This is a genomic window from Amycolatopsis sp. WAC 04169 (genome assembly GCF_003947535.1).
GTDB classification, from domain to species: Bacteria; Actinomycetota; Actinomycetes; order Mycobacteriales; family Pseudonocardiaceae; genus Amycolatopsis; species Amycolatopsis keratiniphila.
Genome location: NZ_QHJI01000018.1, coordinates 84,481 through 107,497 on the forward strand (window position 1 = coordinate 84,481; position 23,017 = coordinate 107,497).

Here is a 23,017-nt window from a genome sequence, read left to right on the forward strand (position 1 = left end):
CGGGTACCGACGAGATAGCGTGTGGCCATGGCTACCCGCACCGTACGTGACGCGACCAGGGAACTGCTGCGCGATCTGGGCCTGACCACCGTTTTCGGCAATCCCGGGACGACCGAGATCGCCTTCCTCACGGAGTGGCCCGACGACTTCACCTACGTGCTCGCGCTCCACGAGGCGTCCGTCGTCGCGATGGCCGACGGGTACGCCCGCGCGAGCAGGCGCGCGGCGCTGGTGAACCTGCATTCCGCGGGCGGGGTCGGGCACGCGCTCGGACATATCTTCACCGCGTACCGCAACAACGCCCCGCTGATCATCCTCGCCGGCCAGCAGACCAGGTCGTTGCTGCCGGACGATCCCTTCCTCGGCGCCGTCGAGGCGGCGAACTTCCCCAAGCCGTACGTGAAGTGGAGCTGTGAGCCCGCCAGGGCGGAGGACGTCCCGGCGGCGCTGGCGCGGGCGTACCACATCGCGACGCAGGCACCCATGGGTCCGGTGTTCGTCTCGGTGCCCGTGGACGACTGGGACGTCGAGACCACGAAGCCGATCGTGTCCCGGCCGCAGATCCGCGGGTTCGCGCCCGATCCGTCCGCTTTGGACGAATTGGTGTCGGCACTGGACGCCGCCGAGCACCCGGCGATCGTGGTCGGCCCCGGTATCGACGGTGAAGGAGCCGTGCCCGACGTCGTCGAGCTGGCCGAGAAGGTCGGCGCCGGGGTCTGGGCGCCGCCGATGGGTGCCCGCTGCTCCTTCCCCGAGGACCACCCGCAGTTCTTCGGATTCCTTCAGCCGGAACGGAAAGCGCTCGCGAGCGCGCTGACCGACCACGATCTCGTGGTCGTCATCGGTGCCCCGGCGTTCACCTACCACGTGTACCGCGGCGAGTCGGAAACCGCGCTGCCGCCACTGTTCCTGGTCAGCGACGACGAGCAGATCCTCGCCAGGGCCGCGGAAGGCACCGGCATCCGCGCGACGCCGAAGCTCGCGATCCGCGCGCTGCTGGACCGCGCCGCGCCGCGGGAAGCGCCGAAACCCCGCACCAGGCTGGAAAAGCCCGCCGCGGTCACGCCGATCACCCCGGCCTTCGCCTACTCCGTGATCTCGGAAGTCCTGCCGGACGACGCGATCGTCGTCGAGGAGACCCCGAGCCACCGCAACGACCTGCACGACCACCTGCCGATCAAGTCCACCGACACCGGCTTCCTCACCGTCGCCAGCGGCACCCTCGGCTACGGTCTCCCGGCCGCCGTCGGCGCCGCGCTGGCCCGCCCGGACCGCAAGGTCGTCGCGATCCTCGGCGACGGGTCGAGCATGTACTGCGTCCAGGCACTGTGGACGGCGGCGCAGCACAACCTGCCGGTGACGTTCGTGATCTTCGACAACTCGCAGTACGCCGCCGTGCGCATCCTCGGCGAGGCCGCGGGCGGGGAGAAGGTGCCGGGCGTCGACCTCGGCGGCATCGATTTCCCCGCGCTGGCGAAGAGCCTGGGGCTGAACACGTCGGTCGTCGAGAAGGCCGAAGACCTCAAGCCGGCGCTGGAGGCCGCGCTGCCGGACGAGCGGCCGCATCTGGTGCACGTCCGCATCGACGCTAACCCGCGCACGCTGTACTGAGCCGTACACGCAATGAAAGGTCCTTTCCTCGCAAATTTTGCAAGGAAAGGACCTTTCATCGCACGCGTCAGGAACTCTTGGCGCGCGCCTCGGCTTCGGCATCGGCAGCAGCTTCCTGCTGCGCCAGCTCGTACTCGGCCGCGTCCGAAGCGGCGGCGGCCGCTTCCGGGGCACCACCGTGCAGCAGCCGCGCGACCTCACCCCGCAGCGTCACGAACTCGGCGGACTCGCGCGTGGTGATCTGGTCCCGCTCCGCGGGCAGCCCGACCGGCAGGTCGGCGACGATCTTCGCGGGCGACTTCGACAGCACCAGCACCCGGTCCGACAGGTAGACGCTCTCGTCGATGTCGTGCGTGACGACGAGGACCGTGCTCCCGTTCTCGCGCTGCACGCGCCGCGTCAGGTCTTCGAGTTCGAACCGCGTCTGCGCGTCGACCGAAGCGAACGGCTCGTCCATCAGCAGCAGCGCGGGACGGCTGGCCAGCGCCCGCGCGATCGACACGCGCTGCTGCATACCGCCCGAGAGCTGCCACGGGAACTTCGAACCGACTCCGGACAGGCCGACCGACTCCAGTGCCTCCTGCGCCCGCGTCCGGCGCTCCGTGCGGCTCAAATTGCGCCACCGCAGGGGGAACTCGACGTTCTTCGCGACCGAAAGCCACGGGAACAGCGAGCGGCTGTAGTCCTGGAACACGACGGCCAGATCCTCCGGCACGCCGGAGACGTCGTCGCCGTGCAGGCTGACGCGGCCGGACGTCGGCTTGATCAGCCCGGCGATGCAGCGCAGGAGCGTGGACTTGCCGCAGCCCGACGGGCCGACGATGCTCGCGAGCTGTCCCGCCTCGACGGTGAACGACAGGTCGTTGACCGCGACGTGCGCCTTTTCTCCCGCGCCGTACCGGTGGTTCAGCCCGGAGACTTCGAGCATGGTTGACATCTTGCTGACCCTTCGAAAGCTAGATACGGCCGTTGCGGGTGGGCTGCCAGCGAAGCACTCTCTGCTCCACCGCGAGGAAGGCCGCGTTGAACCCGAAGCCGAGCAGTCCGAGCAGGACCAGCCACGACCACATGAGCGGGAAGTCGAACGCCTGCTGGGCGTCCATCAGGGAGCGGCCGATGCCGTTGTAGGAGCCGACCAGCTCCGAGATCACCATCAGCAGCAGGGAAATGGACAGGCTGAGCCGCAGGCCCGCGAAGATCTTCGGCCCCGCGGCGGGCAGCACGATCGAGCGCACCCAGTACGACCGCGGCGTCCGGAACGACTTCGCGGTGTCGATCTTCACCTGGTCCACCGACCGGACGCCGTCCACGGTGTTGAGCAGCACCGGCCAGATCGCGCCGAAGATGATCGACCCGGTCTGCATCCCCGGCCCGAGTCCGAAAAGGACGATGAACACCGGGATCAGCGCGGGCGGCGGTACCGAGCGGAAGAACGCGAAAAGCGGCCCGACGTAGTCCATCCCGTGCTTGGACCGTCCCAAGAGGACACCCAGCGCGACACCGAACGCGCCGGCCAGCAGCCAGCCGCCGAGCGTCCGGCCGAGGCTCGGGAGCACGTTGTCGAACACGGTGTCGGTCAGGAACAGCTGCGAGGCCGGGCCGGTGAACCACAGCTTCACCGAGGCGTTCAGGATCTCGCTCGGCGGCGGGAAGAACGGGCTTTCCGCGAGCCGGGTCGCGAGCTCCCAGAGGCCGAGCAGGGCGAAGAAGAGCAGCCAGTTGCGGACGAGGATGCCGATACCCCGGCCGACGCGCCTGCCGACGCGGCTGGTCAGCGTGAGGGTCGTCACGAGACCGCCTCCCGGTCGACCGTGCTCCAGCGGAACGCCCGCCTGCCGATCATCTCGAGCCCGCCGTTGATGAGGAAGCCGAGCGCGCCGACCACCACGGTGCCGGCGAGCACGAGGTCGAACCTGGTGGAGCCGGTGCTGGCCTGCATGATGAAGTTGCCGATGCCGAGTTTGGCCCCGGCGAGGAACTCGGTACTGACCACCGCGATCAGCGCGATGTTGGCGGACAGCCGCACCCCGGTGAACACGAACGGCGCGGTATGCGGCAGCGCCACCGACGTCAGCGTCCGGAACTTGCTGGTACCGCAGGCTTTCGCGGTCTCCAGCAGCACAGGGTCGATCTCGCCGAGCGCGTAGATCGTGTTGAACATGATGGGCCACAACGAGGCGTACACGGCCAGCGTGATCTTCGCCTCGGGCCCGCCGCCGATCAGCAGGAGCACCAGCGGGATCAGCGCGACGGCGGGGATCGGCCGCAGGAACTCGATGACCACCGCGGTCGCCGTGCGCAGGCCGGGGATGCTGCCCAGCAGCAGGCCGGCGGGCACCGCGATGGCGACCGCGATCAGCAGGGCGATCGCCCACGCGAGGAACGTGGCGATCAGGTCCCGGACGAACTGGGTCTCGCCGAACTGTTCGAAGATCGTCACGAGGACGACGGACGGCGGGGGGAGGAACTCTTTACGGACCAGGCCGGCCTGGACGATCACTTCCCACACGAGGAAGAAACCGGCCAGACCGGCAAGGGCACGGAGAAGTCGTGACACCTTTACCTTTATCCAGCTTGAGGGGCGAGCATCGGAGCGGCGTCGAGCTTGGCCCCGATCACTCCGGTCTGCAGCAGCAGGTCCGGTACCCGCTGCAGGCGACGGGCGTCCAGAGTGGACCCGAACGTCGGCAGCGTGAGCAGTGAAGCGGTTTCCGCGTCGACCTTGGCGAACTTGACGATGAGGGGTTCGATCTTGGAGCGGTCGGCCGAGTCGCGCACGGCCTTGCCCAGTGCGCGCTGGAACGCGGCCAGCGTCTTGGGGTTCTTGTCCACGAAGGACCCGAGCGCGCCGAAGCCCGCCAGGGGGAAGTCCTGGGTGGCGCCGGTCGAGATGTCGACGACCGGGGTCGCGCCGACGACCTTGGAGGCCTGGGTCAGGAACGGCTCGGGCAGGTAGCCCGCGTCGACCTGGCCCGCCGCGAGCGCCGAGGCGATGTTCGGCAGCGCCATCGGCACCCACTGGACCTTGCTGGTGTCGACGCCGTGGTCCTTCATCACCGAGACGGTGAGCAGGTGGGAGGCGGTGTTCTTGTCGGTGATCGCGATCTTCTTGCCCGCGAGGTCGTTGATCGTCTTGACCGAGGAGGTCGGCACGGTGACGACCGCGTTGCTCTTGGGGCTGGCCGAAACCGCGTCGGCGACGAGCCTGATGTCGGCCGCGCCCTTGCTCTTCGCCACGAAGAACGGCATGTAGGTGGAGAAGGCGATGTCGACCTCGCCACCGATCATCTTGGTCATCGCCTGCTGGCCGCTGGGCGCGTCGACCGCTTCGACCTCGAGACCTTCGGCCTTGAAGTAGCCGCCCTCCTGCGCCAGCCGCAGCGGCGCGAGGTCGACGACGGGCAGCAGGGCGACCTTGATCTTCGGCTTCTCAAGGCCGCCTTCGCCACCCGACGCCTTGGACGTGTCCTCGCCGCCGAGTGCGCCACAGGCGCCCAAGGTGGCCAGCATGAGCGCGCTCAGGGCGACGCCGACGGCACCCCGTCCTCTACGTACACCGCTCCTGCTCATGGCGTTTCGAAACAAAGCCAGCTCCTCGGAAACAATGAATCACCGTTGGGTTTTTTCATCCGTGTCGTGGCTTCATTCCGCCAGGCACGCGGTCACCTTAGAGATTTGCCCACCTGCTCACAATGGGTGTCGTGAGCGGGTGATCATTTTAGGCCATTCGCCCGATCACCTGATCACCCGCTTGGACATCATTACTTTCAGTGATCAATTTCCGAGAAATGTGACTATTAGATGTAATGCCGCGTCGTCAGCTGGTGGCCTGCGCCGCGATCATCGGACCGACGTCGATCTTGGTCGGGATCGCGCTCATCTGCAGGAGCAGGTCCGGGACCCGCTGGATGCGGCGGGGGTCCAGGGTGGACTGGAACGTCAGCAGCGTGGTCAGTGCGGCGGTGTCCTGGTCGATCTTGGCGTACTTGACCAGCAGCGGCTCGATCTTGGAGCGGTCCGCCGCGTCCCGGGTGGCCTTCTGCATGGCGCGCTGGAAGGCGGCCACGGTCTTCGGGTTCTCCGACACGAACTTGCCGAGCGAGCCGTAGCCCGCGGTGGGGAAGTCCTGGGTGGCGCCGGTGGCGGTGTCCACGACCGGGACGGTGCCCGCCTGCTTCGCGGTCTGGGTGATGAACGGCTCGGTCAGGAAGCCGGCGTCGATGTCGCCGTTCTTGAGCGCGGTCCCGACGTTCGGCAGCGGGATCGGCACCCACTGGACCTTGCTGGCGTCGACGCCGTGGTCCTTCATGACCGATTTGGACAGTGTGTCGGACACGGTGTTCGGCGCGGTGATGCCGATCTTCTTGCCCGCCAGGTCGCTGACGCTCTTCACCGACGACGTCGGCAGCGTGACCAGCATCGTGCTCTTCGGACCGGCGGAGGAGGCGTCCGCGACCAGCTTGATGTCGGCGGTGTTCTTGCTCATCGCGATGAAGAACGGCGTGTAGCTCGCGTACGCGATGTCGACCTCGCCGCCGATCAGCTTGGTCAGCGAGACCTGACCGGTCGCGGCTTCCACCGCCTCGACGTCGAGGCCCTCGTTCTTGAAGTAGCCGCCGTCCTGGGCGAGGCGCAGCGGGGCCAGGTCGATGGTCGACATCACGGCGACCTTGATCTTCGACTTCTCGAGGTTCCCCGAGCCGCCGGAAGAGGACGAATCGTCACCGCCGAGCAGGCCGCAGCCACCGACCGACGTCGTGACGACGGCCGCCATCGCGAATGCGATCGCCCTCGCCATTCCACGAGACGGCCGCCCGAGGCGGGCGCTCAAGGCCTTCTTCGAAAGCAAGTGGTGCTCCTGATCGAGGGGGAGGACACGTGATGACGTGGCCTGATGTGGAATTCGGAAGTGACTCTTTGTCGAGTCACGGGCCCACTGTAGAGAACACACACTGTGCTCACAATGGGTGGTCATCCCATGATCCCAAGTGGTAACGATCACCCGAACAGGTTGTTTGTCAGAAGTGAACACAACTGGGCGTGTTCGGGGCGGGGAGTTGTTGACGATTGAGTGTCAACGGGTCAAGACCCGTCCGGGGCTTACTTGCAGGTCTTGACCGAAGGGTTACATCTGGGCCGCCCGTTCGCTACCCTCATGCACCGGTAGTGAGGTGTGGACCACTGATGTAGTGAAAGAGAGTGCCTTGGATGGCCGAACGCTCTGGACCTTTCCCGAGGTGCAAGGCACTCTGTGTCGAACGCGATCCTGATGTCGGACACGACCGTGCTTCACTGGTGCGCGCCCGCGCACTGGCGGGTTAGGCCGAATAGACCAATGACGTCAGGCGGGATTTCGGCCAAGTGCACTTGAGAGACTGCGTCAAAGACGACTTCCTCATTCGTCAGAGTGAGCACTCGCGTTCAACGTCTCCCTGCCGGGTGGCAGGAGCGTGCGGGTAGTGGTCCCCGACAACCGACCCAGGCAGCAGCAGAACGGCATGTCCAAAATGGGCTTTCCCGGCCCGAATGAAGATGATGGTGGTGCGGCGGTGCCGAACGAAGACACCGCGGGGGTGGGAGGGACCCCTGCGCGGGAAACCGGAGACGGTCCTGGTGGGAAGGCCGGGTCGTTCCTGGGCCTGCGTAACTGGCGTCTGCGATCGAAGCTCGCGGCCGTCCTGATCATTCCGACGCTGACCGCGCTCGCGCTCGGCACGCTCCGCGTGATCGACGACAGCAGCGAAGCGGCCCGGTTCCAGGACACGGCCGACCAGGTCGCGTTCGCCGACAAGATCACCCTCGTGGTGCACGAGCTGCAGAGCGAACGCGCGCTCGCCGTCGCCAAGATCGCCTCCGGTGACCCGTCGCGCCAGAACGGCCTCGACGCGCAGATCGCCAAGGTCGACCGCGCCGTCGACGACCTGCGTGCCTCGGCGAACCAGATCAACCCGGACGATCAGGACACGAGGGACCGCTACGCGCGTGGTCTGCAGCGGCTCGACGCCCTGCGCCCGCTGCGCGGCGCGATGAACACCTCGCTGCTGGGCGACACCCCGATCCTCATCGCCTACTCCGGCATCCTCGACTCGCTGGTCCAGCTCGGCCGCGAGGTGACCACCGCGGTGGCGAACCGCGACGTGCTCCGCCTCGGCGTCACCGTGCAGGCCATCAGTGAGAGCAAGGAGTTCATCGCCCGCGGTGACGCGGCGCTGCTGATCGCCTCCTTCCGCTCCGGCTTCCCCGGCGACCTGTTCGACCAGGCGCGTTCGGCGGTCGCCAGCGGTGACGCCTCGACGGCGGCGTTCCTCAACAACGCCAGCCCCGAACAGCGGCAGCTTTATTCGGACACCTTCTCCGGTCCCGAGGTCGACGACCGCCGCCGGATCACCACGATGGCGTTCTCGCTGCACCAGCAGAACGAGCCGCCGGCGATCGACAACGTCGCCCTCGGCAACGACAGCCGCGTCGCGCTGGACAAGCTGCGCGCGGTCGAGACCAATCTGCTCGGTCAGCTGCGGGCACAGGCCGACGGCCTGGCCACCGACGCGATCAACTCGGCCTGGATCGGCGGCGCGGTCGTGCTGCTGGCGCTGCTCGCGGCGCTGTTCCTGATGCTCGTCATCGCCCGCCTGATGCTGCGCCCGCTGCGGGTGCTGCGGAAGACGGCGCTCGACGTGGCCTACACACGACTGCCGGAAACCGTGCAAGCGATCCTCGACGACCCGGACCCGGTCAACGCGTCGAAGCGGTCGGTCGAACCGGTGCCCGTCACGTCGCGTGACGAGATCGGTGAGGTGGCGCGGTCGTTCGACGTCGTCCACGAGCAGGCCGTCAAGATGGCCGCCGAACAGGCCCTCCTGCGCGAGAACGTCAACGGCATCTTCGTGAACCTGTCCCGCCGGTCGCAGCGGCTGGTGGAACGCCAGCTCGGCGTGATCGACCGGCTGGAGGCCGACGAGCAGGACCCGGACCACTTGGCCAGCCTGTTCGAGCTCGACCACCTCGCCACGCGGCTGCGCCGCAACGGTGAAAGCCTCCTGGTGCTCTCGGGTGCCGGTCTCGCGAAGTCGGTGCCCAAGCCGGTGCCCGCCGCCGACGTCATCGGCGCCGCGGTCTCGGAGATCGAGCAGTACGCCCGGATCGAGATCGGGATCGTCCCCGAGGTCGCCGTCCAGGGCCTGACGATCCACGACCTCGTGCACGTGCTCGCGGAACTGCTGGACAACGCCACCTACTTCTCCGAGCCGGAGACGAAGGTGACCGTCCGCGCGGTGATCACCCGCAAGAAGGCGCTCGCCATCCAGGTCACCGACCACGGTGTCGGCATGACCGAGGAGCGGCTCGCCGAGGTCAACCAGCGCCTGGCCGACCCGCCGGACCTGGACGTCTCGGTGACCCGGCGGATGGGCCTGTACGTGGTCGCGCGCCTGGCGCGCCGCCACGGCATCGAGGTCCGGCTCCGGGAGAACGAGGACATCGAGGGCGGCGTGATCGCGCGGGTCGTCGTGCCCGCCGAGCTGCTCACGCAGATGCGGCCCGGCGCGCGCAACACCCCGCCGCCGGCGAACCGCTCGGAGACGTCGATGCCTTCGATGCCGTCGGTGTCCGAGATGTCGTCCTCGCTGCCGAACATCCCCGCCTCCGACCGCGGCCTGGAGATGACTCCTCCGCCGCCGTCGAAGCCGCCGGCCGCTCCGCAACCGGTCGCGTCGCAGGGCGGGCTCGTCCCGCTCGACCAGCCGATCAGCCTCGACGACCTGGTCGCGGGCAAGAACGCGGCCGGGCCGTTCCTCAGCCCCGCGTCCCCCGCCGAAGAGACCCCGGCGTGGCCGACGGCCGAAGACATCTCGCCGGCGAACGGCGACGGCGCCTCCAGCGGCACCGACACCCAGTTCGCGTCGCTGGTGCTGCCGAAGCGGGAGCCGAAGTACACGCCGGTCGAGCCGCCGAGCAAGCCGGAGGAGTCCTCCGACGCCGGAAAGTCGGCGCTCGATGACGACGTCCCCACCCGGCGGCTGCCGATCTACCAGTCGGTGCTCTCGCGCTGGTTCAGCGAAGGTGACGAGACCGGGGGCGACTCCCCGACGACGTACACCGAGCCGGTCGAGTCCGAACTGCCCGTGCGGACCCCCAATGGTGGCGCCGAAGCGGCGGAACCCGCGGCCGAGGACACTTCCGGAGAGGCATTGCCCACTCGGACGCCACGGAGTGTTCCGCCGGAGACGGTGCTCCAGGACAATGGCTGGCGCAGCGCGTCGGACGACGGCTGGCAGGCGGCGCAGGTCCTGTACGAAGACCGGAACGACGAGATCACCCCGGCGGGCCTGCCCAAACGGGTGCCGAACCAGTACCTCGTCCCCGGCTCGATCGGCGGGAACGAGCCGAAGAAGGAAGACTCGTTCGCCGACAAGACCTCCGGAATGCCGGGCACGGGCGCGATCGCCCGCTCGGCGACGGCGGCACGGAGTCGGATGGCAAGCTTCCAGAAGGGCTACACGTCGGGACGGCACGCGTTGAAGGAACGCCCGCTCGATGCGCTGGATGACAACGGCGTTCCGGTGACCGGCAGGGATACCTCTGCCGATGACAGCAGTAAGGAGTGACAGTGACACGGGCGGGTGCGATGCAGCCGGGTGGTCCGGCGCAGCCTGGCGGCCAGGCGCAGGGTAAAGGACACACGAGCAGCTTTGCCTGGCTGATCACGGATTTCGTGCACCGGGTCCCGGGCGCGGCGCATGCCGTGGTGGTGTCGGCGGACGGGTTGCTGCTGGCGTCCTCGAAGGGACTTCCCAAGGACAGGGCCGATCAGCTGGCCGCGGTCGCGTCGGGGCTCACGAGCCTCGCGCGCGGTGCGGCGAAGGTGTTCGAGGGCGGCACGGTCGCGCAGACGGTGGTCGAGATGGCCAACGGCTTCCTCTTCCTGATGTCGGTGTCCGACGGTTCCTGCCTGGCGGTCCTCGGATCGCCGGAGAGCGACATCGGCTTGGTCGTCTACGAGATGACCCTGCTGGTGGAACGGGTGGGGCAACAGCTGACACCGGAGATGCGCGCGCAGCTGCAGGGCGCGTCGGTCCGCCGCTGAGCGACCGGGAACCGAGGAGAATGCCGTGGACGACGGGCGCTTGAGGGGCGATGGCCGGCTCGGTGACGACTTCTCCGGCGGGTGGTCGGAACGAGACGACGGCCGGGAGGACTGGACGTCCTTCCGGGACCGGGTCGACCGCGAATGGCGATCGAGGCGGGCACAGGGGGCGGACAACGACCCCGTGTCCCCGGACGAGGCCTCCCGCTGGCTGACCGATTCGAACGCGGGTCAGGGACCCGCCGACTTCAGCGTCTCGGACTACCGGGAACGCCTGCTCGGCGGGCCGGGGGCGGAGCTGTTCGGTGGTGGCAGCGGCCCGCTCTACGACTCGGGCGAGTTCGCCAAGTTCTCCTTCGACAAGGAGGAGGAGCGCCGGGCGGCGGCGGCCGCCGCCGACCCGCTCGGCGCGGCCCTGCCGCAGCAGGCGCAGAACGAGTACGTCGACGAGCAGTACACCACCGACGTCGAATCCTCCGGCCTGGTCCGGCCGTATTTCCGCACGCGGGGCCGGACCAAGCCGACGTACGACCTTGCCATCGAGGCGTTGATCTCGACCAGCGAACAGGGACGTGTGCTCGACCGGGTACGCGTCCCCGAACACCGGTCGATCTGCGACCTTTGCCTGGACACCCGGTCCGTCGCCGAAGTCGCGGCGCTGTTGCGCCTGCCGCTCGGCGTGGTCCGGGTGCTGATCGGAGACGTGGCCGGCCTCGGTCTGGTCCTGGTGCACACCGCCAGCCAGAACGTGGGTGACCGGCCGAGTATCGAGTTCATGGAGAGGGTGCTCAGTGGGCTTCGGAGAATTTGACTCCGACGCGAATGCGCCGCAGGTGACCGGACCGACTTCGTCGGCCAAGATCGTGGTCGCTGGCGGATTCGGCTCGGGGAAGACCACGCTGGTCGGAGCGGTTTCGGAGATCGATCCGCTGACCACCGAGGCCATGATGACCGAGGCCAGTACCGGCGTCGACGACAATTCGGCCACCCCGAACAAGTCGACGACGACCGTGGCCATGGACTTCGGCCGGATTTCGCTGGACTCGGATCTGGTGCTGTACGTGTTCGGTACGCCGGGCCAGCACCGGTTCTGGTTCATGTGGGACGACCTCGCGGTCGGCGCCATCGGTGCCGTCGTGCTGGTCGACACGCGGCGGCTCGCCGACGCGTTCCCGTCGATCGACTTCTTCGAGAACCGGAAGCTGCCGTACGTCGTGGCGATCAACTGCTTCGACCGGCTGCTGCACCACCAGATCGAGGACGTCCGGCACGCGCTGACGATCTCGCCGTCCGTGCCGATCATGGCCTGTGACGCGCGGGAACGTGAGTCCGCCAAGCAGGTGTTGATCTCGGTCGTGCAGCACGCCATCGCACACGATTCGGCGTTGCGCGCGGGGTAAAAGGGACAAAAGCCCGGAGCGGATGCGGCCGTTGGAGTGAACTCGGCAGGCTTCACCCGCTTCGGGGAGTGGCGTCACCGGTCGGATCGAACGCGGGGCGACCCCTTTCACGCGTTCCGGCGGCGGTGACCCCCGATCGAGTGGCCGCGACGTCGGTGACCTGCGCGGACGCCGGTTCACACCTGGTCGCGCCAGGCCACCACAGGGTGACCCACGAATGCGTGGTTCACGATGTGTCGACGCGGTGAGCGGCTGGACGTTTACGTTCGGTTAACGCGGTCGGCCGGGTGGCGGGCTCGACACGATCGACGGGACGAATACGCTGGGTGGAGGCGTCTTTCGGCTCGTCGGCACCGGGATCGGTGCTGGTGGGCGGGAGACGCCCGGACCACGCCGCCCAGGTGGTCTTGACGCAGCGAGGAGGGACTTGTGACGGCATCCGGGCAGCAGAGCTCGTTCGGCTGGCTCATCACGGATTTCGCGCGCCGGGTTCCCGGTGCGGCACACGCCGTGCTGGTCTCCGCGGACGGGCTTCTCCTCGCGCCGTCGGACGGGCTGCCGCAGGAACGGGCCGAACAGCTCTCCGCGGTCGCCTCCGGCCTGATCAGCCTCACCGCCGGCGCGGCCCGCTGCTTCGACGCGGGCGGGGTCAACCAGACCGTCGTCGAGATGGAACGCGGCTACCTCTTCCTCATGTCGGTCGCCGACGGCTCGTCACTCGCCGTGCTGGCCGCGCCGACCTGCGACATCGGCACCGTGGCCTACGAGATGACGCTGCTCGTCGAGCGGGTCGGCCAGCAGATCACCCCCGAGCTGCGGGCGCAGCTGCAGGGCGGCGTACGTGGGTGACCGATGAAGATCAGCGGATTCACCGAACCGGACCCCTCCGGCTGGGACTCCCTCTATCAGGGCACCGAACGCGAGGCCTTCGATTCGCCGAGCCGGTTCGAGCTGAGCTCGATCAGCACGGTGATGCCGCGGCGTCCGCCCGCGCCGCCTCCCGAGCCGGCGCCTCCCGCTTCGATGCCTTCGCCGATCCGTCAATCGCCTCCGCGGTCCGCGCCCGCTGACGTCGCGCCCGCTTCGGTCTACCTGCCTCCGGCTTCGGGCTCCCGGGTCCGGCCCTACACCCGCACCGGCGGGCGCACCCGCACCGCGCACGACCTGGCGCTGGAGGCGCTGGTGTCGACCAGCGAGGACGGCCGCCGGTACCGCGGCGTGCGGACCCCCGAACACCGGCAGATCTGCGACCTCTGCCTGGACACCCGCTCGATCGCGGAGATCGCCGCGCATCTGCGGCTGCCGCTGGGCGTGGTGAAGGTGCTCGTGGGCGACATGGCGGACGCCGGGCTGGTGCTGATCCACCAGACGGAGCTGATCCTCGGGGATTCCTCTTCGCGCGCTTTCATGGAACGGGTGCTTCAAGGCCTTCGGGCCCTCTGACCCCTCCTGCATTTCGTCCTCTAAATGCGCACCGGTGCTCTCGGCTGTCCTGAAGGCCACCTTCAGGACGTTAGATGTCTCAAGGGTGGCCTTCAGGACATCGCTTCACGGTGCCTGACTCCCCGCATTTCGTCCTCTAAATGCGGGGAGTGGTCAGTCTTCGACGAGGGCGGCCGACGTGATCCGGTGCAGCGGGTAGCGCTCGTTGTCGGTCCCTTCGAGGACCCCGCCGCCGACCCGCAGCGGCCGCACCACGCGCTGGCTCGCCGTCCCGCGTGAGTCGACGAACCCGATCCACACCTCGCGCCGCTCGATGGTCGCCTGCGACAGCAGCGCCAGCGTCGCGGAAGTGTCCCCGGCGCCGCCACCCTGCGGCGCGCGCACCGTCTCGCCCCGGCGGCGCGCCGAAGCGGCGTCACCGGCCCGGACGTGCGCGACGATCTTGCCCACCTGCTCGTCCGTCAGTCCGGCAGGCTCCCCAGGCGCGCGACGCGCGGCACGCGCCTTCGCGGGCAGGCGGCGGCCGGACGGCCTGATGTCCATGACGCGTCCGTCGGGGCCTTCGGCGGCCGGAGCGAACCCGGCGGCGCGGAGCGCGTCGAGGACTTCGGCGAGCGGGTACGCGCTGATGAGCACGGTCGGCGCGATCATGCGCAAGCCGTACTCGGTCGCGACGGGGCTCCCCATGACCTCGGCGAGCAGCGACGCGTCGTCGCAGCGCAGGAACGACTCGGCGGCCCCGCCGCGCAGCCGTCCGTGCCGCCGCGCGACGTCGTCGATGAGGTAGCTCAGCGATTGGGGCACCGGCGTCGCCGACTTCGACGTGAACAGCTGATGCAGTTCGCCCGCGGTCCGCCCGGTGTCGAGCGCGCGCCGCACGGACGTCTCGGTGATCCGGTAGACGGTCGCGTGCCCGGCCGATTCGATGTCGGCGACAGCCGCCATCTCGGCCGCGAGTTCGGCCTCCAGCGGACCCGGCGCGACGACGGTCAGGTCCGCTTGGACGAGCACGTGGTCCACCGGACGCGGCAGCGCGTCGAGCATCGCCTCGATCGCCCCTGGGCGATCCTCGGCCAGCAGCGCCCGGGTCGCCGTGGTGAGCCCGCCGAGCCCGATCAGGCCGAGCGCGGTCCCCTCGGCCATCGTCCAGCGCACGGTCTCGTCCCGCAGCCGCCCGCCCCGCCTCGGTGCGCGCCAGGCGAGCGCGGCGACCAGTTCGTCGGTGCTCTTCACGCCTGCGCCCTCGGGCAGCGCCGCCAGCGCGAGGAGGATCCGGCGCCGCGAAGTGGGCGCCAGCGGACGGCGCAGATCCTCCGACAACGGCGCGATCGGCTTGTCCTTCGCGTCCCGTCCGCCGGCGAGGCCGGGCAGCCGGGGCAGTTCGAGCCAGGCCTGCGCGACCGTCATCCAGCGCTGCGCGGTCGGCGACGCGAGCCACGAATCCGTGAGTGTCGTCGGCACCCATTCCGGTGTGGTCGCTTCGCTGTCGGCCACCAGACCGGCGCCGACCGCGATCTCCGCCAGCAGGGTCACCCGCGCCTCGTCGACGTCGAGATCCTTCGCGAGCTTCTTCAGTTCGCGGACTCCGAGCCCGCCGGACTTCAGCACCGGTGGCGGCGTTTCGGACCAGGCGCGGAGCATGTTTTCGGTTTGGCGCAAGAACTCCATCGCCTCGCCGGCCGCCGTCGTGTCCACAGTGGACTGCTGATGCGGATGGACGGGGAGTTCCGGTTCGCGCAGCGACGCCTGCTCGAACACCACCCCGCCGCGCAGCGCGATCCCGATCTCACGCGGCAGCTCGACGGTCTGATCGTCCCGGCGCAGCAGTAACCCCCGGGCGAGGAGGCGCTGGACGGGGTTCTGCGCCCGCTCCAGCGGGACGTCCGCCGACGCGTCGCGGGTGCGGCCGATCGGCGGCCCGGCGGCCAGCGTCGTCAGCAGGGCGCGTTCGTCCTCGCCGACCTCCGCGAGCGCGGCCTCGATGTCCGCTCCGGCGAGCGCGGGGGACGACGCCCCGAGCCCGGCGGGGAAGGGGCCGAGCGCGTCGCGGGCCGACGGCGGGACGCGCAGCGCGTCGTCCTCGCCCCAGACCAGTGCCCGTTTGCGCAACAACGCCAGCGGTTCGCCGATCTCCCTGCCCACGAGCCGCGCGACCTCGGCCGCGGCGACCGGTCCGGTGTCCGCTCCGGCCAGCAGCAGGGCGTCGAGGACGGCGAGGGTAAAGGTGTCGAGGTCTTCACACGCACGCGCGACGGAGCCCGGCGTGCCTGCCCGGGTGGCGAGCACGATGGTGTCGGACGGGGGCGGCGTGGACAGGTCGCGACGCGTGCGCAGCAGCGCGGCGAGGGCGTCGTCGGACTCCTGGCGCAGCCAGTCCGCCAGGGATGGCGCGGGCATAGACGACCAGGATACCGGGCGGGTGGTGGCCCGGCAGCCGCGTTCGGGCAGACTGTCCCTCGAGAACGGCTTGACCATGCTCTGGAGGACGTTGTGGCGAAGGGCGATAACAAGAAGCGCGCGGGCATCGACCCCACGTGGCCCGGTGAGGACGGGGAGCACCCCGTCACCGAGCTCGCGTCCGATCGGCAGGGCGCCTTGTCCCCGTTCGGCGACGTGACCTTCCCCCTCGACACGGTGCCGTACGTGCACCCCGAGACCGAGATCAACCGGTAAGAAGCTACCGACGGGTTACCCCCTGCGAGGGTTCGTGGCGGTCGTCACGGGAGTAGGTTTTCGATCGACCTATTCGAGCTTTCCTCAGCGGGGGTAGTGCCATGCCGGTTCCCGGTCCCGGATATTCGATCACCGTCCGGGTGGAGGCCCCCGCGTCGTCCACCGCGGCGGGCGACCTGACGACCGCCGTCGGCCGGGTCGGCGGCGTGCTGACCGCGTTCGACGTCGTCGAGTCGCACCCCGACTCGATCGTCGTCGACATCAGCGCCAACGCCCTGTCGGAGAACCACGCGCAGGACATCACGCAGACCCTGGACTCGCTGCCGGGCGTCCGCGTGCGCAAGATCTCCGACCGGACGTTCCTGATCCACCTCGGCGGCAAGATCGAGGTCACCCCCAAGGTCGCGCTCCGCAACCGTGACGACCTCTCCCGCGCGTACACGCCGGGTGTCGCCCGTGTGTGCCAGGCGATCGCGGCGAACCCCGAGGACGCGCGCCGCCTGACCATCAAGCGCAACACGGTCGCGGTGCTCACCGACGGCTCCGCGGTGCTGGGGCTGGGCAACATCGGCCCGGCCGCCGCGCTGCCGGTGATGGAGGGCAAGGCGGCGCTGTTCAAGAAGTTCGCCGACGTCGACGCGTGGCCGGTCTGCCTGGACACCCAGGACACCGAAGAGATCATCATGATCGCGAAGGCGCTCGCGCCGGTGTACGCGGGCATCAACCTCGAGGACATCGCCGCGCCGCGCTGCTTCGAGATCGAGAAGCGCCTGCGTGAGCAGCTCGACATCCCGGTCTTCCACGACGACCAGCACGGCACCGCGATCGTCGTGGTCGCCGCGCTGCGCAACGCCCTGCGCGTGGTCGGGAAGAACATCGAAGACTGCAAGATCGTCGTCAGCGGCGTCGGTGCGGCGGGCTCGGCGATCATCCGCCTGCTGCTGCGCAAGAACCCGGGCGACATCGTGGCCGCCGACATCGACGGCATCGTGCACTCCGAGCGCGGCAACCTCGACGAGAACCTGACCTGGATCGCGGGGCACACGAACAAGGAGCAGCAGGCGGGCACGCTGCACGAGGCGCTCGTCGGCGCCGACGTGTTCATCGGGGTCTCCGCGCCGAACCTGTTCGGGGCCGAGCAGGTCGCGACCATGAAATCCGACGCCGTCGTGTTCGCGCTGGCCAACCCGGACCCGGAGATCGACCCGCTGGAGGCGCAGAAGCACGCCGCCGTGGTCGCCACCGGCCGCAGCGACTTCCCGAACCAGATCAACAACGTGCTCGCGTTCCCCGGCGTCTTCCGCGGGCTGCTCGACGCGCAGGCGCACCACATCGACGACTCGATGCTCCTCGCGGCCGCCGACGCCATCGCGGACGTCGTGGACAACGGCAAGCTGAACGCTTCGTTCATCGTGCCGAGCGTGTTCGACAACGCCGTCGCGCCCGCGGTCGCCGAGGCCGTGAAGAAGGCCGCAAAAGCAGCGAAGACTGCTCAGTCCTAGGACGTGGTAGCAAAGGTCCCTTGCTCCATTCGGCGGCGCCGTCATCACTGAGACCGACCTCGAGGCCGACTTCAGGGTGACGACTCCGCCGATGGCCCGCTCATAGGCTCGGCTCCGACCAGGAAGTCGATCATGACGGGGGTTGGGGATGACACGCTCTGTCCTGAGCAGGATCGGGACACTCACCGCCGCGGCGGTCACCATGGCGGTACTCGTACCGGCCACGGCGTCCGCCGCGGTTTCGTCGGTCAACTGGGGGCCGTGCCCGGAGGGCGTGGCCGCGCCCGGCGTGCAATGCGCCACCTTGAAGGTCCCGCTCGACTACCGGGACCCGGGCGGGAAGACCATCGATGTCGCCATTTCCAAGCTCGCCAGCACCAAGCCGGCGAAGCGGCGCGGCATCATGCTCACCAACCCGGGCGGCCCCGGCGGGCCCGGGCTCACGATGCCGGCCGGGTTGCGGTCGGCGGGCATGCCGTCGAGTGTGCTCGACGCGTACGACATCATCGGCTTCGATCCGCGCGGGATCGGCCGCAGCACGCCGGTGACCTGCGACCTCAAGCCAGAGCAGCAGGTCAGCAACGTCCCGCCGTACGCCCGTGACGCCGCGGCGGTGGCGGAGCGCGCCGAGTACGTGAAGGGCGTCGCGAAGCAGTGCGCCGACTCGAAGACGGCCGCGAACCTGCCGTACATCACCACTGCCAACACCGCCCGCGACATGGACCGCATCCGTGAGGCCCTGGGCGAGAAGAAGCTCTCGTACTACGGCGTCTCGTACGGCACGTACCTGGGCGCCGTGTATTCGACGCTGTTCCCGCGGCAGACCGATCGCATCGTGCTCGACAGCGCGACCGGTCCGGGCGGGCTCGACACGACCGGGTCCCGACGGCTGGCGGAGGGGTTCCAGGACCGCTTCCCGGACTTCGCGAAGTGGGCGGCGGCGCGGCACGAGAGCTACCGGCTCGGCCGCACACCGCAGCAGGTGACGGCGAAGTTCCACGAGCTCGTCGCCAAGCTCGACGGCGGCGCGGTCCCGGGGGTGGACGGCGCGGCCTTCCGGGCGGGGACGTTCGGCGCGCTGTACTCGACCGCCTCCTTCCCGACGCTGGCACAGCAGTGGCAGGCGCTCGACACCGAAGGCGTCGTGAAGCAGGCCGCGGAGGCTCCTCAGTTCGACGTGGCGCAGCTGCTGTCCGCGCAGCTGCACGTGGTGTGCAACGACGTGAACTGGCCGGAGAACGTCGCGGCCTACCAGCGCAACGTCGAGAAGGACCGGGTGCGGTACCCGATGTTCGGCGCCGCCGCGGCGAACATCTGGGCGTGCGCCTACTGGCCGTCCGAGCCGATCGAGCCGCAGGTGCGGATCGGCGACCGGGGCCCGTCGAACATCCTGGTGGTGCAGAACCTGCGTGACCCGGCGACCCCGCTGAGCGGGGCCAGGGAGATGCGGCGCGCGCTGGGCGACCGGGCGCGGATGGTGTCGGTCGACGACGGCGGGCACGGGGTCTGGCTGAGCTCGGAGAACGCCTGCGGCAACAACGCCGTCAACCGGTTCTTCGTGGAAGGCAAGCGTCCCGGCCACGACACGGCCTGCGCCGCGGACCGGGGCGGGCTCTTCGCCTCGATGACGCCGGAGCAGCGGCAGGAACGGGAGAAGGCCCTCGGCGAGGTTCGCTCGAAGCAGCGGATGTTCTGAGGACTAGCCTGCTGGGCGTGAGTGAACTCAGCCACGTCGACCATACGGGCGCCGCCCGTATGGTCGACGTTTCCGGCAAGACGCCCACCGCCCGCACCGCGCTGGCGGGCGGCACCGTGCACACCACGGCCGAGGTGCTCGGCCTGCTGGCGACGGACGGGCTACCCAAGGGCGACGCGCTCGCGACCGCCCGGATCGCGGGCATCATGGGCGCGAAGAAGGTGCCCGAGCTGATCCCGCTCTGCCACCAGATCGCGTTGTCCGGGGTGAAGGTCGAGTTCGTCCTCGACGAGACCGCCGTGCACATCACCGCGACCGCGAAGACGAACGACCGGACCGGCGTCGAGATGGAGGCGCTGACCGCCGTCGCCGTCGCCGGGCTGACCCTGCACGACATGATCAAGGCCGTGGACCCGGCGGCGACCCTCGACGACGTCCGCCTGATCCGCAAGGACGGCGGCAAGACCGGGACCTGGGAGCGGCCGTGAACCGGGTCGCGAGGGTGATCGTGGCGTCCAATCGCGCCGCGAAGGGCGTCTACGAGGACACGACCGGCCCGGTCATCGCGGACTGGCTCGCTTCACGGGGCTGGGACGTTCCCGCGCCCGTCGTCGTCCAGGACGGCGACCCGGTCGGCGAGGCCCTGCGGGACGCCATCGCGGCTGAGGTCCAGGTGATCGTGACGACCGGCGGCACCGGCATCTCGCCGACGGACCGCACCCCGGACGTCACCCGCGCCGTCCTCGACTACGAACTCCCCGGCGTCGCGGACGCGATCCGCGCCGCCGGACTGCCCAAGGTCCCCACGGCCGTGCTCTCGCGTGGCGTCGCCGGCGTCGCGGGCCGGACCCTCGTGGTGAACCTGCCCGGTTCACGCGGCGGGGTGAGGGACGGCCTGGGCGTACTGGACGGGATTCTCGACCACGCCGTCGACCAGCTGGCGGGCGGCGACCACCCACGGGAGGCACAGCAGTGAGCGTTCGGGTCGCACGGATCGCGGTGGTCGACGAGCCGCTTTCGGTCGAAGAACACGCCCGGCTGGTGGACGACGCGGCCGCGGGCGCCGTCGTGACCTTCGGTGGGGTCGTCCGGGACCACGACGGCGGGCGGTCGGTGGAGAGGCTCGCCTACGAAGGGCACCCTAGTGCCGCCGACGTGCTCGCGGAGGTCGTCATGGACCTCTCGGGGAAATGGGAGGGCGTGCGGGCGGTCGCCGTCAGCCACCGGCTGGGCGCGCTGGCCATCGGGGACGTCGCGCTGGCGTGCGCCGTGGCGGCCGAGCACCGGGGGCAGGCCTTCGCGGCGTGCTCGGAGCTGGTCGACGAGGTCAAGGCGCGGCTGCCGGTGTGGAAGCACCAGCACTTCAGCGACGGCAGCGACGAATGGGTCAACTCGCCGTAGCGGGGTGAGCCGGCCCCGGACCCACCAAGTGTCATGAAAGGGTCGTTCAGGACATTTTTCGTCCTGAACGACCCTTTCATGACATCTGGAGGCGCGATCTGGCCCCGGACACGACAAAGCCCCACCGCCGGGGGAATGGCGCGGTGGGGCTTTGTCAGCCGTGACGTGGCCGCGCGGGGAATCCCGCGGGCATCACGACTTACTGGTGCTCAAGAGCTCACTTGGTGGCGAGCTTCTGGCCGACGACGATGAAGTCGGCGTTCGGCACGTATTCCTTGTTCAGCTCCTGCAGCTTCTGGTAGCCGCCCTGGACGTTGAACTTGGAAGCGATCTTCGACAGCGTGTCGCCGGCCACGACGGTGTAGTCACCCGCCGGGTTCGAGTTGGCGACGTTCGCGGCCGGGGCAGGGGCCGGAGCCTGCTGCTTCTGGACCGGCGCGGTCGACTTCTTCGGGGTCACCTTCTTGGTGGCCTTCGGGGCGCTCGACTTGGCCTTGGCGGGGCTGGCGGAGCCGCCCTTCTTGCCACAGTGCGGCCACGCGCCGATGCCCTGGCCCTGGAGGACCCGCTCGGCGACGGCGATCTGCTGCTCACGCGTGGCGTTGTGCGCGCTGCCGGTGCCGCCGTAGGCGCGCCAGGTGCTCTGCGAGAACTGCAGACCACCGTAGTAGCCGTTACCGGTGTTGGTGCTCCAGTTGCCGCTGCTCTCGCACTGCGCGATGGCGTCCCAGTTGGTCGCCGACGCGGGGGTCGCGGCGATTGCGAGGGGAGCGCCGACCGCGACACCCGCAATGGCGACGCGGGCGATGTGACGGGTGGCGGCGGACATCTTGCGGTGCTTGCCTCGGTAAGACATGTGAATAAATCTCGCTCCCTGCGCCTACGAGTCGGTGCTGAGGGAAGACCCGCGGGTCCTGGCCGGCCGTCTCGGGCCAGCTGACTTCGCCTGACGCACGACGCGTCGGCTCGGTCCCCTCGTCCCTGTCCGGAAATGCTTTCGCTCGGGGTTGGGTCCGGGAATCCGTTGGACAGGGCTCGGCGCTACGGGTTCCCGGTGTTGCGTGGTCGGTCGGGGCCAACCGAAAAGCGACGGTACGTAACGAACGGCCGGGACGGAAATTATTCGAGCTGTGACCTACATCACAGTAACAGCACGCAACCCATAACGATTCGGCTGTTTATGCAGGTCAGCGGGCCGTTATCTGGCCGTTTCCTGACCGAGATAATTCACAGATCGTGAGGCTTGCATCACGTGGATTAAGGGGTGACTGGCCCATTCGTGCGCCTTCGCGCGCGAATGGGCCGCGCACTTTAGCGAGACCTCAAGAAGTTCGCCAGCCCTGGCAGGTCATCCGTATTCAGGTGGTCGACCCCGGCGGCGACCAGCTCTTTCCACAACGCGTCACGGCCGGGCCCCGCGACGTCCGGCGTGGCCCAGAAGCGCACGCGCTGACCCGCCGCGTGGGCACGCTTGACGATGTCGTGCAGCTTCGCCCGCTCCTCGGCGGCGAAGGGGCCTTCGCCAGTCCAGGTGAACAGCCCGGGCCAGGAGTCCGAGACCAGCGGGGTGACCCGGGGGTCCGAGCCGATGCCGAGGTCGTTCTGGTCCTTGATCCGGCCGTCGTAGAAGGCGAGCCGGAACTTCTGCCCGAGCATCACGTCCTTGGGGCGGCCGCCGGAGATGACCGCGGTGACGGCCCGCTTCTTCACGTGTCCGAACGCGTACAGAGAGAAAAGGAAGGAGTAGCGCGGGGCGTACAGGCGCTTCTCCAGCGCCGCGTACGTGCTGTTCGCGTCGCCCTTGACGTCGATCAGCAACTGGAACTCCGCACGCTGCCGGTAGACGCCGACGCCGTGGTTGCCCAGCACGCGCTTGCGCAGCGGCTCCAGGTAGAGCGACTCCAGGGTGCGGTCCGGGCGGGTGTCCGCGAGGTCGTGGGCGACCAGCAGCTGCCCGTCCACGAGGAAGATGTCGGCCTCGACACTGGTGAAGCCCTGGTCGAGCGCGTCCTGCAGCGGACGGGTGTGCTCGTAGTCGTTGTGGCTGTGCGCCTGCGGCAACGGCTTGACGCCACGTTCGTGGGCGGAGGCGGGCGCGGTCGCCAGGCTCGTGGCGGCGACCGCGGCGAGCAGCGCGGCGAGGATACGGCGGGGAGTGATCACTGGCGCATCCTCGGCTGCTTCGGCGACCGGACGGTGAACGCGAGAC

Annotated in this window: 19 protein-coding genes and 1 pseudogene; 12 read left to right on the forward strand and 8 right to left on the reverse strand. The window is 69.2% G+C overall.

Features of this window, described 5'->3' with window-relative positions:
- Positions 1-27 precede the first annotated feature (27 nt).
- A complete protein-coding gene (mdlC, locus tag DMC61_RS39245; protein WP_125695515.1) occupies positions 28-1,611 on the forward strand; it encodes a benzoylformate decarboxylase in 1,584 nt (527 codons plus the stop codon).
- A gap of 67 nt (positions 1,612-1,678) precedes the next feature.
- Here the strand turns inward: mdlC and DMC61_RS39250 are convergent, their stop codons facing one another.
- The 5 genes from DMC61_RS39250 to DMC61_RS39270 form a co-directional block, all read right to left on the reverse strand.
- A complete protein-coding gene (locus tag DMC61_RS39250; RefSeq protein ID WP_125695516.1) occupies positions 1,679-2,548 on the reverse strand; it encodes an ABC transporter ATP-binding protein in 870 nt (289 codons plus the stop codon).
- 19 nt (positions 2,549-2,567) lie between these two features.
- Complete coding sequence (locus DMC61_RS39255) at positions 2,568-3,401, reverse strand: ABC transporter permease (protein WP_016337585.1); 834 nt, start codon at positions 3,399-3,401, stop codon at positions 2,568-2,570.
- Complete coding sequence (locus tag DMC61_RS39260; protein WP_037335622.1) at positions 3,398-4,168, reverse strand: ABC transporter permease; 771 nt, start codon at positions 4,166-4,168, stop codon at positions 3,398-3,400. The genes DMC61_RS39255 and DMC61_RS39260 overlap by 4 nt, the downstream gene beginning before the upstream one ends.
- An 8-nt stretch (positions 4,169-4,176) precedes the next feature.
- Complete coding sequence (locus DMC61_RS39265) at positions 4,177-5,181, reverse strand: ABC transporter substrate-binding protein (protein WP_228688255.1); 1,005 nt, start codon at positions 5,179-5,181, stop codon at positions 4,177-4,179.
- Positions 5,182-5,428: 247 nt separating this feature from the next.
- Positions 5,429-6,460, reverse strand: coding sequence for an ABC transporter substrate-binding protein (locus DMC61_RS39270; protein WP_125695517.1), 1,032 nt, complete (start codon positions 6,458-6,460; stop codon positions 5,429-5,431).
- A gap of 649 nt (positions 6,461-7,109) precedes the next feature.
- On the opposite strand from DMC61_RS39270, the gene DMC61_RS39275 reads away from it, so the two are divergent.
- The 6 genes from DMC61_RS39275 to DMC61_RS39300 all read left to right on the forward strand — a co-directional run bounded on the left by DMC61_RS39275 (position 7,110) and on the right by DMC61_RS39300 (position 13,536).
- Positions 7,110-10,214, forward strand: coding sequence for a nitrate- and nitrite sensing domain-containing protein (locus tag DMC61_RS39275; protein ID WP_125695518.1), 3,105 nt, complete (start codon positions 7,110-7,112; stop codon positions 10,212-10,214).
- A 20-nt stretch (positions 10,215-10,234) separates the two neighbouring features.
- Complete coding sequence (locus tag DMC61_RS39280) at positions 10,235-10,693, forward strand: roadblock/LC7 domain-containing protein (protein ID WP_085939650.1); 459 nt, start codon at positions 10,235-10,237, stop codon at positions 10,691-10,693.
- Positions 10,694-10,718: 25 nt separating this feature from the next.
- A complete protein-coding gene (locus DMC61_RS39285) occupies positions 10,719-11,504 on the forward strand; it encodes a DUF742 domain-containing protein (RefSeq protein WP_125695519.1) in 786 nt (261 codons plus the stop codon).
- Entirely contained in the window at positions 11,485-12,093 is a 609-nt protein-coding gene (locus DMC61_RS39290) for an ATP/GTP-binding protein (RefSeq protein WP_007033392.1), read from the forward strand. Before DMC61_RS39285 ends, DMC61_RS39290 begins: the two co-directional genes overlap by 20 nt.
- A 429-nt stretch (positions 12,094-12,522) precedes the next feature.
- The gene (locus DMC61_RS39295) at positions 12,523-12,942 is read left to right on the forward strand and encodes a roadblock/LC7 domain-containing protein (protein WP_005156190.1); all 420 of its coding nucleotides are present in this window, start codon (positions 12,523-12,525) and stop codon (positions 12,940-12,942) included.
- A 3-nt stretch (positions 12,943-12,945) separates the two neighbouring features.
- A complete protein-coding gene (locus DMC61_RS39300; RefSeq protein ID WP_125695520.1) occupies positions 12,946-13,536 on the forward strand; it encodes a DUF742 domain-containing protein in 591 nt (196 codons plus the stop codon).
- A 153-nt stretch (positions 13,537-13,689) separates the two neighbouring features.
- Here DMC61_RS39300 and DMC61_RS39305 read toward each other — a convergent pair whose 3' ends face one another.
- Positions 13,690-15,933, reverse strand: coding sequence for a helicase-associated domain-containing protein (locus DMC61_RS39305; RefSeq protein WP_125695521.1), 2,244 nt, complete (start codon positions 15,931-15,933; stop codon positions 13,690-13,692).
- Positions 15,934-16,026: 93 nt separating this feature from the next.
- On the opposite strand from DMC61_RS39305, the gene DMC61_RS39310 reads away from it, so the two are divergent.
- From DMC61_RS39310 to DMC61_RS42055, 5 genes and pseudogenes are all read left to right on the forward strand, one after another.
- Positions 16,027-16,209 carry a hypothetical protein gene (locus DMC61_RS39310; RefSeq protein ID WP_016337576.1) on the forward strand — a complete coding sequence of 61 codons (183 nt, stop codon included), beginning with the start codon at positions 16,027-16,029 and terminating at the stop codon, positions 16,207-16,209.
- Between the two features lie 101 nt (positions 16,210-16,310).
- Positions 16,311-17,711, forward strand: coding sequence for an NAD-dependent malic enzyme (locus DMC61_RS39315; RefSeq protein WP_125695522.1), 1,401 nt, complete (start codon positions 16,311-16,313; stop codon positions 17,709-17,711).
- A 148-nt stretch (positions 17,712-17,859) separates the two neighbouring features.
- Entirely contained in the window at positions 17,860-19,407 is a 1,548-nt protein-coding gene (locus tag DMC61_RS39320) for an alpha/beta hydrolase (protein WP_125695523.1), read from the forward strand.
- Between the two features lie 17 nt (positions 19,408-19,424).
- Positions 19,425-19,895, forward strand: coding sequence for a cyclic pyranopterin monophosphate synthase MoaC (gene moaC / locus DMC61_RS39325; protein WP_016337573.1), 471 nt, complete (start codon positions 19,425-19,427; stop codon positions 19,893-19,895).
- Positions 19,892-20,808 (forward strand): annotated as a pseudogene (locus DMC61_RS42055) (molybdenum cofactor biosynthesis protein MoaE). The gene moaC and the pseudogene DMC61_RS42055 overlap by 4 nt, the downstream one beginning before the upstream one ends.
- Positions 20,809-21,025: 217 nt before the next feature.
- On the opposite strand, the gene DMC61_RS39340 reads toward DMC61_RS42055, so the two are convergent.
- Complete coding sequence (locus DMC61_RS39340; protein ID WP_125695526.1) at positions 21,026-21,664, reverse strand: transglycosylase family protein; 639 nt, start codon at positions 21,662-21,664, stop codon at positions 21,026-21,028.
- 455 nt (positions 21,665-22,119) lie between these two features.
- Positions 22,120-22,971 (reverse strand): phosphatidylinositol-specific phospholipase C/glycerophosphodiester phosphodiesterase family protein, encoded by an 852-nt coding sequence (locus DMC61_RS39345; RefSeq protein ID WP_125695527.1) that lies wholly within the window; start codon positions 22,969-22,971, stop codon positions 22,120-22,122.
- Positions 22,972-23,017: the final 46 nt, after the last annotated feature.

Bases quoted from the DNA above. Each gene is read 5' to 3' on its own strand.
- DMC61_RS39265 (WP_228688255.1), bottom strand. From the start codon at position 5,181: ATGAGCAGGAGCGGTGTACGTAGAGGACGGGGTGCCGTCGGCGTCGCC.
- DMC61_RS39300 (WP_125695520.1), top strand. From the start codon at position 12,946: ATGAAGATCAGCGGATTCACCGAACCGGACCCCTCCGGCTGGGACTCC.
- DMC61_RS39250 (WP_125695516.1), bottom strand. From the start codon at position 2,548: ATGTCAACCATGCTCGAAGTCTCCGGGCTGAACCACCGGTACGGCGCG.
- DMC61_RS39275 (WP_125695518.1), top strand. From the start codon at position 7,110: ATGTCCAAAATGGGCTTTCCCGGCCCGAATGAAGATGATGGTGGTGCG.
- DMC61_RS39315 (WP_125695522.1), top strand. From the start codon at position 16,311: ATGCCGGTTCCCGGTCCCGGATATTCGATCACCGTCCGGGTGGAGGCC.
- DMC61_RS39280 (WP_085939650.1), top strand. From the start codon at position 10,235: ATGCAGCCGGGTGGTCCGGCGCAGCCTGGCGGCCAGGCGCAGGGTAAA.
- DMC61_RS39305 (WP_125695521.1), bottom strand. From the start codon at position 15,933: ATGCCCGCGCCATCCCTGGCGGACTGGCTGCGCCAGGAGTCCGACGAC.
- DMC61_RS39320 (WP_125695523.1), top strand. From the start codon at position 17,860: ATGACACGCTCTGTCCTGAGCAGGATCGGGACACTCACCGCCGCGGCG.
- mdlC (WP_125695515.1), top strand. From the start codon at position 28: ATGGCTACCCGCACCGTACGTGACGCGACCAGGGAACTGCTGCGCGAT.
- DMC61_RS39340 (WP_125695526.1), bottom strand. From the start codon at position 21,664: ATGTCTTACCGAGGCAAGCACCGCAAGATGTCCGCCGCCACCCGTCAC.